The 10,261-nt window shown below is 33.9% G+C and carries 8 protein-coding genes and 1 tRNA gene; 8 read left to right on the plus strand and 1 reads right to left on the minus strand.

All coding sequences use genetic code 11. The features are described 5' to 3' along the window. Positions 1 to 196: 196 nt before the first annotated feature. Complete coding sequence (locus AB1414_09225; GenBank protein ID MEW6607622.1) at positions 197 to 358, minus strand: hypothetical protein; 162 nt, start codon at positions 356 to 358, stop codon at positions 197 to 199. A 387-nt stretch (positions 359 to 745) separates the two neighbouring features. Here AB1414_09225 and AB1414_09230 point away from each other — a divergent pair, with 387 nt between their 5' ends. The 8 genes from AB1414_09230 to AB1414_09265 all read left to right on the plus strand — a co-directional run bounded on the left by AB1414_09230 (position 746) and on the right by AB1414_09265 (position 10,064). Continuing rightward, positions 746 to 1,666 carry a glycosyltransferase family 2 protein gene (locus AB1414_09230; GenBank protein ID MEW6607623.1) on the plus strand — a complete coding sequence of 307 codons (921 nt, stop codon included), beginning with the start codon at positions 746 to 748 and terminating at the stop codon, positions 1,664 to 1,666. Between the two features lie 113 nt (positions 1,667 to 1,779). Then, the gene (locus tag AB1414_09235; protein ID MEW6607624.1) at positions 1,780 to 2,415 is read left to right on the plus strand and encodes a class I SAM-dependent methyltransferase; all 636 of its coding nucleotides are present in this window, start codon (positions 1,780 to 1,782) and stop codon (positions 2,413 to 2,415) included. A gap of 184 nt (positions 2,416 to 2,599) precedes the next feature. Continuing rightward, positions 2,600 to 4,150 (plus strand): hypothetical protein, encoded by a 1,551-nt coding sequence (locus AB1414_09240; GenBank protein ID MEW6607625.1) that lies wholly within the window; start codon positions 2,600 to 2,602, stop codon positions 4,148 to 4,150. Beyond that, complete coding sequence (locus tag AB1414_09245; GenBank protein MEW6607626.1) at positions 4,147 to 5,871, plus strand: glycosyltransferase family 39 protein; 1,725 nt, start codon at positions 4,147 to 4,149, stop codon at positions 5,869 to 5,871. The genes AB1414_09240 and AB1414_09245 overlap by 4 nt, the downstream gene beginning before the upstream one ends. 351 nt (positions 5,872 to 6,222) lie before the next feature. Further along, positions 6,223 to 6,297: transfer RNA gene (locus AB1414_09250), tRNA-Arg, on the plus strand. Positions 6,298 to 6,436: 139 nt separating this feature from the next. Beyond that, positions 6,437 to 8,194 (plus strand): FumA C-terminus/TtdB family hydratase beta subunit, encoded by a 1,758-nt coding sequence (locus AB1414_09255; GenBank protein MEW6607627.1) that lies wholly within the window; start codon positions 6,437 to 6,439, stop codon positions 8,192 to 8,194. 235 nt (positions 8,195 to 8,429) lie between these two features. Then, entirely contained in the window at positions 8,430 to 8,801 is a 372-nt protein-coding gene (locus tag AB1414_09260; GenBank protein ID MEW6607628.1) for a response regulator, read from the plus strand. A gap of 66 nt (positions 8,802 to 8,867) precedes the next feature. Next, positions 8,868 to 10,064, plus strand: a complete 1,197-nt coding sequence (locus AB1414_09265; GenBank protein ID MEW6607629.1) for a SpoIIE family protein phosphatase — start codon at positions 8,868 to 8,870, stop codon at positions 10,062 to 10,064. The last annotated feature ends 197 nt before the right edge of the window (positions 10,065 to 10,261 follow it).

A 10,261-nucleotide genomic window follows, 5' to 3' on the forward strand; every position in this document is an offset into this window, starting at 1 on the left:
ATTAACTTAGTGGAGATTGTTCATAATGGAGTTATATCTTCATATATGACGAGCTTGAATTTTCTGCAGCTGGAAATATTACAACTATTAGGTGTTCCAGCAAATAAATACTCTCTGAATGCTTTCAGTTAAAAATCATGCAAAACATTAGAGGGGTCTCGAAATCAGCGAAGTAACGCAGGAAGGAGAGAAAATCTTAACCTGGTGGCCAGCCAGGATATGCCTTTGGTGCTGGAGTAAAAGTAATAGATGGACTTGAAGGAGGAGGATCCGTATATGATCTTGAACCGATACTATCTTCCAGACAACTCCACATAGCCCGTTGTATATCTACACCAGAAACTAAAGAATTAATCATTAATCGTAAAGTCAGGGTAGCCGTATGTGATAATGAATGGACACCTAAGGAGTTTTTTGATTTGGTAGAAAAAAATTACTTTTTGTATAAAAAAGTAGGAGAACTTTCAATATATACTGTAGATAACATCAGTTGTAAGAACAAAAAATAATAAAACCACAGAGTGCACAGAGAGGAATCTCAAAAAGAATTTCTGTTGGCAGTAGAAACAATGAATAAAATATACGAAGCACAGTTATTGACCCTGAATTTAATTCAGGGCAATGGGTAAAAGAGTTAGTTTATAGCCTATAGCATTGACTTATTGAACATAGGCTATAAGCCATAAACTCTGTGTTTTCTGTGGTTAATTTTGACATTACCTGTGGTAAAACAAGGAGAAGAAACATGAGAACATATTATCTACTTTTATATGGAGTACACGGATTGATATTTTCATTTATTTGTTATCTGGCACAAATTTTATCTTTCATTATAAATTTCCAGACTGCAGAAGCAATACTTACAAAGTTGACTTATTTTTCTTTTTTCATTTCTATAGCATTAGTAATGATTGACTTGCTATCTTTATTTTTTTCCCCCTCAGCAAAAACTCTGAAGTTTAGTCCGGTGAAAAATCTCAATATTTCCGTAGGGATGACTGCTTATAATGACGAACTCTCTATAAAAAAAGCCGCTGAAGATTTCATAAACCAGGAAAATGTTTGTAAGGTAGTAGTGGTGGATAATAACTCAACGGATAAAACAGCAGAAGAAGCAAGAAAAGCCGGTGCCACAGTGATTAAAGAAGAAATTCAAGGTTATGGAGCCTGCTGTATAAAAGCCTTAAGAGAAGCAATGAAATACGGAGATATAATATGTCTTGTAGAAGGAGATTGTACTTTTTCAGGCAGCGATTTAAAGAAATTTACTGCATATCTTGAAAATGCAGATATGGTAGTTGGAACAAGGACCACAAAAGAATTAAATACCCCTGATTCACAAATGAATTTCTTATTGCAATGGGGGAATGTTCTAATGGCTAAATTGGTCCAACTTAAATTCTGGTCAGTAAGATTAACAGATATGGGATGCACTTATAGAATAATAAGAAGAGATGCTCTTGAAAAAATAATAGATAAATTAGAAGTAAAAGGAAATCACTTTTTATGTGAAATGATACTTGTGGCTTTAAAAAATAATCTTATGGTAATAGAAATTCCTATAACATTAAAAAAAAGAGTGGGGCAAAGTAAAGGGGTAGGTAATAATTTTATTAAAGCTGCAATTACAGCTATAGATATGTGGAAACTTATTATTTCAAGATAAAAATTCTTTCTCTTAAAGTTAAGTTTTGATAAAAATGACGAAACTACAGCTTAACTGCACAGGTCGCAATTTTTTGTAATTTCCCATCTCCCAAAAAGGAAATTTTTATCACCGTGGTTAATCAATCATATTTTTATTCACGATTTTCATTTCAGAAAGAAAGGGAAAATGTTTGGAAGGTTCTAACCAGATACCTTCAAAAGGATATTCCTGTTAGCTCTAAGATATTAGAGTTGGGATGTGGGTATTGTGATTTTATTAACAATATTATTGCCCTGGAAAAGCATGCCATTGATCTATTTGAAGGAATAAAGGATTATGCCCATCCTGATGTCTATCTCCATTTCCAATCTGCCACAGAGATGAGTAATTTCTCTGATGAATCATTTGATGTTGTCTTTGCAAGTAATTTTTTTGAACATCTTGGGTTAGATGAATTTGAGAAAACAATCAAGCATGTGGTAAGAATATTGAAAAAAGGGGGAAAGTTGATCATTATTCAACCAAATTTTAAATATGCCTATAAGGAATATTTTGATGACTTTACTCACCGTCTTATTTTTACCGAGGTCAGTCTTTCCGATTTTTTAAAAAGTCAAGGATTGAAGATAAAAAGGGTTATTCCAAAATTTATCCCTTTCTCGATGAAATCAAAACTCCCCAAATGGACATTTTTGATAAAGATTTATTTATATCTGCCGATTAAACCTTTTGCCCGACAAATGCTTATCATAGCAGAAAAGAGTTAAAAAAAGGGAACGGGACATGTTTACAGGTGGCCACAAAGGAGAAATGAATAGCACACGGATGACGCAGATTTAACGGATGGACGCGGATTTTATCCATTTATTTCGTGTTTGTGTATTTCCATATTTCCGTGATTAAAAAAATATTTTCTTTGTGCCTTTGTGTGAGATGTTTTCAGGAGAAGAAATGAGAATTAATAGAAAAATATGGTTAATAGTGATAAGTTTATTTTTAGCCTTAATAATAAGGTTCTCCATAGCACCATTTTCTGGATGCTATGATTTAACACAATTTAAAAATTGGTCTAAGCAAATAACTATTCAGGGAATTCATAATGCCTATCCATCTATATCTAAAGATGAACAATATAAATATCCCTATCCAGTCCTCTATCCGCCTGTTTCTCTATATTTTTTTAAAATATCAGGACTTATATATAAATTTTTCTCTCCTACTTTTGTCATAGAAAACCATTTATTTACTTTCTTAATGAAGTTACCGTTAATCCTCTTAGATATCATTACTTCGATTATCATCTTTTTATTTGTGAGGGGAAAAGTAGGTTTTAAAACTGCCTACTGGGTAATGATATCTTATGCTTTTAATCCGGCAATTATTTTTGCTTCTTCTTACTGGGGGCAACCTGATGCCATACATTCCTTATGTATTCTTCTTTCTCTTATCTCCATAACTAAAAATAAGTCTAAACTAAGTTGGATGTTTATTACTATCGGCATTTTTACTAAACCACAAGTATGGATTTTTGTTCCAGTGATTTTATTACTTACCTTCATACGCTTTGGTATAAAAAGAGTTATTGAAGGAATATTTATAGGAGTAATTACTGCTTTGGTGATAAATTTTCCCTTTATTTGGACGAATAAACTGCATAAAGTAGTATATATATTTATTCAAATAGCACATTGTATGCCTTTTATCTCTTGTGGCGCTCATAATCTTTGGTGGTTGTTGACATTTGGGCGGGCTTATCCGGTAAGTGAAAATGAATTATTTTTAGGACTTATATCATATAAGATAGCAGGATCCCTTTTAATGATTATCTTTTTTTCATATACTCTATTAAGACTATGTAAAAATTATAGTTATACATCAATTTTTTTATTCTCATCTTTTGTAGCATATATATTTTTTATGTTTCTTACCAGGATACATTCAAACCATATGTATATGGTATTACCATTACTTTCGATGGTCTGGTTTTTAGATAAACGATTAAAATGGATATACTTCACCCTGTCAGTTACTATTTTTGCCAATATGTCGTTGCATGATGGAGTTATTGTCAACTGGCTTAATACTATTTCGCTGGGGTTTATAGTCAATCCATCTAAAATAATCAATTCATTAATCAATACCTGTGTTCTTGGATATTGGATATATATTTTATTTACAACTAAGTGGAAAAAGGATGAAGAACATATTATAAATATAAAGGCATATATTTTACCATTAGGTAGTTTGGGAGTGATTCTTTGTAGTGGGGTAATAGCAGTTTTAACCATCTGGAAAGATTTTTTTATATCCTTTGGACATAATCTCGTAGAAGAAGCTTATTACACCGGTTGGAAAAAAACATTACCTTGTGAACATTATCTTAGAATTTTTGATTCAATGTATAATCAGCTAATATATGGTCTAATAGGGCTTTCATTATTTCTTACAATTGGGTTATTAGGCTATTATCTTTATATCAAAAAAAGGAAAGTATCAATATGAATTCAATCACCCAGATAAAAAAGCCTCATCTAATATTTAGTATTTTATCCATAATTGGTTTAATAATATATTCTTATTTAATTCTACCATTTACCAATAGACCTTTTATAACCGATGAATTAGAACACCTTCTACTATGTAAAGGTATTATTTTTAATGGCGTGCCTTATTATCACTGCGGGATAAATTTTGGCCCTTATCCTGATACGCATCCTTTGCTAAATACATATGCAACAGTATTATTTTTTAAGCTATTCTATGGAGCAGATTTTAGTGTGCGGTTTATTAATATTTTTTCCTTTTTATGTAATTTACCCTTAATTTATTTAATCGCAAAGGAAATCTTTAAAGACAATGATAAGGCTTTTTTGATAGGTGGAGGAGCCATATTTCTATTTTTGATAAATCCCGTAGTAATTCAAGCTAGTTTACTAATGTGTATGCCGTCGTTTATACCACTTTCAACTTTATTTCTTTTACTTTTTATTAAGTTTGGAATTAAAAAATATAGTTACAAAAATAATATTCTACTGGGTATTTTATTTGCAGTATTATTATGGGCAAGATTTCACACACTTTTATTATTACCAACTATTTTCCTTTATCATATAATTAATAGAGATTTTAAAAAGGCTATAGTTCAACCATTAATTATCTTTAGTGTAGGATGCTGTCTATTTTTGATTACCTGGGGATTACATTGTAAGTTATTCTCTTATCCATTTTGGACACCATTTGAACATAACTTTGGAGTTTGTCTAAATAAAGTCTCTTTACCATCTAATTGGTTAAGAGACTTATTGGCATCACTTGGAGTAACAAGAAATCTAATCTTCTGGACATCGCCATTTTTTATACTCTTAATAATTTTTAGTATTGTAGAGGCGATAAAAAGATATTTTAAAAATAAAGAATTAATGTTGATTGACTTATTAATTCTATATGGAAGCATTATTTTTATTATCTTTATTTTAACCAGCATACAAAGTGCAGGATTTGTACTTTATCATCAACCGATGTTACCTACTTTCTCCATTGTAATCTCATCCTTTATCTTCCAACATCTTAAATTTACTAAAAAAGAGGTGATGTTATCTATTGGTTTAATCCTTATGTGTATCATATATTGCATATTTGTGGTTGGTGATCCTCTTTTGTTACCTTTTGTTCCAAAATCAAATTTAATAGATAATCCCATTAAATTAAAAATGTTAGTGGCAAAAGAGTTTTTTATAATCCTTTTTTATTTAATACTCTTTGTTATTGCAGTATGTATAATAAAGATTATTAAGAGAGATTATAATTTATTAAAGGCTATTACATTAGGAACTATTTTATTATTAATCTCTGCAAATATAAGTCTTGATTTGATACAGAAAAAGGCAATTTATTCTACTGGATACTGTTATGGTGAAAGAGGGTTTAAAGAGGTAACTTCATATCTTAAAAAATCTACTAAGCCAAATGAATTAGTCCTTACTCAATATGACATTGCCTATGCAAGTAATATATATTTATTTATTGAAATTGGGAAGCTACCTTTTTGGACAGGGGGAAATAATAAGAGTTTTGAGGAAACAATAAGTAACTCTCAAATCAAATGGATAATAGTTAGAAAAAGTTTCTACGACCAGATAACTTATGACCCATTACCTATATTAAAAACAAAATTTAAATTAGTAAAGAGTTTTGGGAATTTTGATATTTATAGAAAAATATAACTCATATTCCATAGGAAATCCAATGTTCAAAAAAATATTGTTGTCTGTTTTTATCTTAGTTTTATACCTTCCACCGATAATTTTATATCAAATTTATGTAACCGTTCACCGCAGAGACACAGAGACGCAGAGAAAAAATTAAAAACTATTTACCATACGCAGAATTCCATTCCTGATTTTCATCAGAGCAAGCTTTTGAGGCCCGACATCTCATGATTGATTAATAAGTTGGTTTTGATGTCCTATGTATGACAATGATTACCTCAATAATCTTTTCTGTTATCTGATTTATTTCTCTGTTCCTCTGCGTCTCTGCGGTAAAGGATTACCTGAATGGTTACTCTATTTGATGCGCCTGTAGCTCAGTATGGACAGAGCAGCGGTTTCCTAAACCGCGTGTCGGAGGTTCGAGTCCTCTCAGGCGCACTTAAATATTGTAAGCGTTCAGGTGGTAATTTACCGCAGAGAGGTATTTTTCTCTGCGTCTCTGTGGTGAACAGTTACCGAATTTTCAGTGTTTCATCTGTGTGCATCCGTGGCTGAATAGTTACAAAGGAAGATTTTGATGAAAGAAATTAATTTGCCTTTGAATAAAGAGATAGTTAACTCGCTAAAAGTAGGTGATGAGATATTACTTAATGGCTGGTTCTACACCGCCAGGGATAAGGCACATCAAAGATTGGTTAAGAGCCTGGAGAAAAAAGAAAAATTGCCAATTGATTTAAAAGATATAACTATTTATTACACAGGTCCTACAGCCGCAAAATCAGGAGAAATTATAGGTTCAGCCGGTCCGACGACCAGCTCTCGTATGGATGTATTCACACCAATACTTTTGAAAAATGGCGTGATTGGAACAATTGGCAAAGGGAAAAGGTCAAAAGAGGTTATTTCAGCAATGAAAGAATATGGTTGTATTTACTTTATTACGATTGGAGGAGCTGGAGCATGGCTATCACAAAAAATTACACAAGCAAAAGTAATTGCTTACCCTGATTTGGGAACAGAGGCAATATTTCAATTTAAGGTAAAGGATTTTCCGGTTATTGTTGCTATTGATTCACGAGGTAATTATATTTATCAGAACGGTTCACTGACTGAAAATTCAGCATATCTATCTCCACTACAAAAAGATAAATCAGAGATTGGAGACATAAGCCGGATAATAACAGTTTTTTTTAACCAAAAGAAAGAACTTGCTTTGGCAAATAAACAACTTCAAGAAGCAAATCAGGCAAAGTCGCAATTCCTCGCCAATATGAGCCATGAACTCAGGACTCCTCTCAATTCCATTATCGGCTTCAGCGAGGTTTTATTAGAGGAGACCTTTGGTAGCCTCCAGGAAAAACAAAAAAAATATCTCTCTAATATCCTTACCAGTGGCAAACACCTGCTCATACTTATCAATGATATTTTAGACCTTTCCAGGGTAGAGGCAGGTAAGATAGAACTTAAGATTGAGGAGATTCTACCCAAAGAGATATTCAATGAGTGCCAGACATTAATTAAGAATATGGCATCAAAGAAGGGTATCTCGCTTGACTTTAAGGTTGAAGGCATCTCAACCATAAAAGCAGACCCGGCCAGGTTTAAGCAGATAATGTATAATCTTCTCTCCAATGCGATTAAGTTCACACCGGAAAGAGGAAGGGTAGATGTCCTCGCAAAACCAGTAGATGAAATGGTGCAAATTTCTGTTCAGGATACAGGAATTGGAATTGCCAGGGAAGATCAAGAAAAGATCTTTGAGGAATTTAAGCAAATAGATAGCAGTTATGCCAAGCAATATGCAGGGACAGGACTTGGTCTGCCCTTAACCAGAAAATTGGTAGAACTGCATGGAGGGAAAATCTGGTTAGAAAGCGAGCATGGCAAGGGAAGCACCTTTACTTTCACCCTACCCGAGAGGGTAGAGAGCAAACAGCAGGAAGCAGAATACAAAGTGCAGAAATTAGAAGACAAACCTACTATATTAGTCGTGGAAGATGAATCACAATCCAGGGAACTCTTGTCCATCTATCTTGAAAAGGCAGGGTATCAGGTAGTTTATGCCGTAGATGGCGAAGAAGCTATCCGGAAGGCTAAAGAGATTAAGCCCTCGGCTATTACCTTAGATGTTATCCTTCCCGGGAAAAGTGGTTTTGAAGTGGTGAAAGAATTAAAAAGCCTTCCTGAAACTAAAGAAATTCCTATAATCATTATCTCTATGATAGATAATAAAGAATTAGGATTTAGCCTTGGAGTATCTGATTATTTATTAAAACCTGTAGATAAGAACGAATTACTCTTAAAATTGGAAAAACATAGCGTTATGAAAAAATGAAAGAGAAATATATTGCTTTCTCGCTATAAAAATTTCTTGCAATAATTTTCTGCGTATGCTATACTGTGAATAGTTACAAAATGAAGCCTCTCGGATGGGAGTTAGAAATTAGGAAAATGGAAATTAAGAAAATAACACATAGCCCCAATTTTCTAAATAGGGCTTCACGAAATTAAAAGCAAATAACTGGTAACTAATTACCAGTTACCATTTACCAAAAATATGGAGGTAAAAAATGGCAAAAGAAAAGATACTGGTTGTTGATGATGAACCATTGAATAGAGAATTGGCTAAAGACCTGCTTGAGGTGGCAGGTTATGTCGTTTTTGAGGCCGGTGATGCTTATGAGGCAATAGAGCTGGCAAACAAGGAGAGGTTTAACCTTGTCTTGATGGATGTTCAACTTCCGGGCATGGATGGACTTTCTGCCATAAACATAATCAAAGGAAATTCTATGAACAAAGATATGCCGATTGTAGCCTTGACTGCTTATGCCATGAAAGGAGATAAAGAAAGGATAGAATCAGCAGGTTGTGATGGGTATCTTACCAAACCTATTAATACTAAAGAATTTGCTCAAAGTGTTGCCGGGTTTTTGAGGGGTTAAAGCCTTTTAGATAAAAGGTTATGGTTAAGAAACCGATATGGAAACTTGCGGGGCGAGGTTAAAATTATGGAAACGAGAAAATCAAAGGTTTTAGTAGTTGATGATGAAGAATTTAATCGGGATTTGCTTGAGGCTATTCTGGTCACGCAATATGAGGTCATTATGGCTTGTGATGGATATGAGGCACTGATAAAGGTTAATCAAGAGCCAATAGATATAATTTTATTAGATGTTATGATGCCAGGATTAGATGGATATGAGGTCTGCAGGCAATTGAAGGAAAAAAAGGAGACAAGTTTCATTCCGATAGTAATGGTTACTGCATTAAGGGAGAAGGAAGACAGGATAAAGGGACTTGAGGCAGGAGCAGACGATTTTTTGACCAAACCCATAGACCGGGCTGAGGTTTTAGCCAGGGTAAAATCACTGCTTCGCATTAAGCATCTAAATGATGACTTAACCGAGATTAACGCCACTTTAGAACAGAGGGTGAAAAAACAAGCAGAGGAATTGTGGCGGACTACCGCTGAAAAAGAACGACTCCAGAAAGAATTAGAGATTGCACGAAATATCCAGATGAGTTTCTTGCCGCAGATTATTCCTCAGATAGAAGGATTTGAGTTAGCTGCTATTAACATCCCGGCAAAGGAAGTTGGAGGCGACTTCTATGATTTTATCCCGATTACCGAGGATAGCTGGGGATTAACCATAGGTGATGTCTCAGGAAAAGGTATTCCTGCGGCTTTGTTTATGGCATTATCAAAAACCGTTGTCAGAACTAATACCATAGCCAATCCTCAACTACTTGATGCCATAAGTAAGGTAAATGAATTTATAGCTGAAGAGGCTACGGCAAATACTATGTTTGTTACTTTGTTTTATGCTATCCTGGATACAAAGAAAAAGAATTTGCTTTACATTAATGCCGGACATAACCCACCCTTGCTTATCAGACAGGATGAGGTCGCAATCTTAGAAGGGAAAGGGATGGCACTTGGGGTCATTCCTGCGGTTGAACTGGAAGAGAAGGAAATTTCGCTTAAAAAAGGTGATCTGGTAGCCTTTTACACCGACGGCGCCACTGAGGCAATCAATGAACAAGAAGAACAATTTGGTGAGGAAAATTTGATACAGGTGCTTCGTGAGAATCAACAAATGTCAGCACAAGAAATTATTAACCGAGTTCAACAGGCAGTAACTATCTTTTCTGGCACTCAATCTCAGTTCGATGATATTACTTTGATGATTTTAAAGGTTGAGTAAGGGTTCAGGTAGGATAAAAAATAAGGAGAAAGGGAGAAGATGGAGAAGTGGAGAAAAGAAGAGTTAACTGATACTCGATATTCAAGTTTTTTTAAGATTAAGTGGTTTATCCTTTTTTAACCGCAAAGAACGCAAAGAAATTAACCGCAAAGAACGCAAAGATTATAGTGCTCTGTTAAGATTGAAGTTGCATGTTA

The sequence above is a fragment of the bacterium genome (assembly GCA_040755795.1).
Lineage (GTDB): Bacteria > UBA9089 > CG2-30-40-21 > CG2-30-40-21 > SBAY01 > JBFLXS01.

Excerpts from the sequence above, each read along its gene's own strand:
- AB1414_09260 (MEW6607628.1), top strand. The coding sequence starts at position 8,430 with ATGGCAAAAGAAAAGATACTGGTTGTTGATGATGAACCATTGAATAGA.
- AB1414_09255 (MEW6607627.1), top strand. The coding sequence starts at position 6,437 with ATGAAAGAAATTAATTTGCCTTTGAATAAAGAGATAGTTAACTCGCTA.
- AB1414_09245 (MEW6607626.1), top strand. The coding sequence starts at position 4,147 with ATGAATTCAATCACCCAGATAAAAAAGCCTCATCTAATATTTAGTATT.
- AB1414_09265 (MEW6607629.1), top strand. The coding sequence starts at position 8,868 with ATGGAAACGAGAAAATCAAAGGTTTTAGTAGTTGATGATGAAGAATTT.
- AB1414_09225 (MEW6607622.1), bottom strand. The coding sequence starts at position 358 with ATGATTAATTCTTTAGTTTCTGGTGTAGATATACAACGGGCTATGTGG.
- AB1414_09230 (MEW6607623.1), top strand. The coding sequence starts at position 746 with ATGAGAACATATTATCTACTTTTATATGGAGTACACGGATTGATATTT.
- AB1414_09240 (MEW6607625.1), top strand. The coding sequence starts at position 2,600 with ATGAGAATTAATAGAAAAATATGGTTAATAGTGATAAGTTTATTTTTA.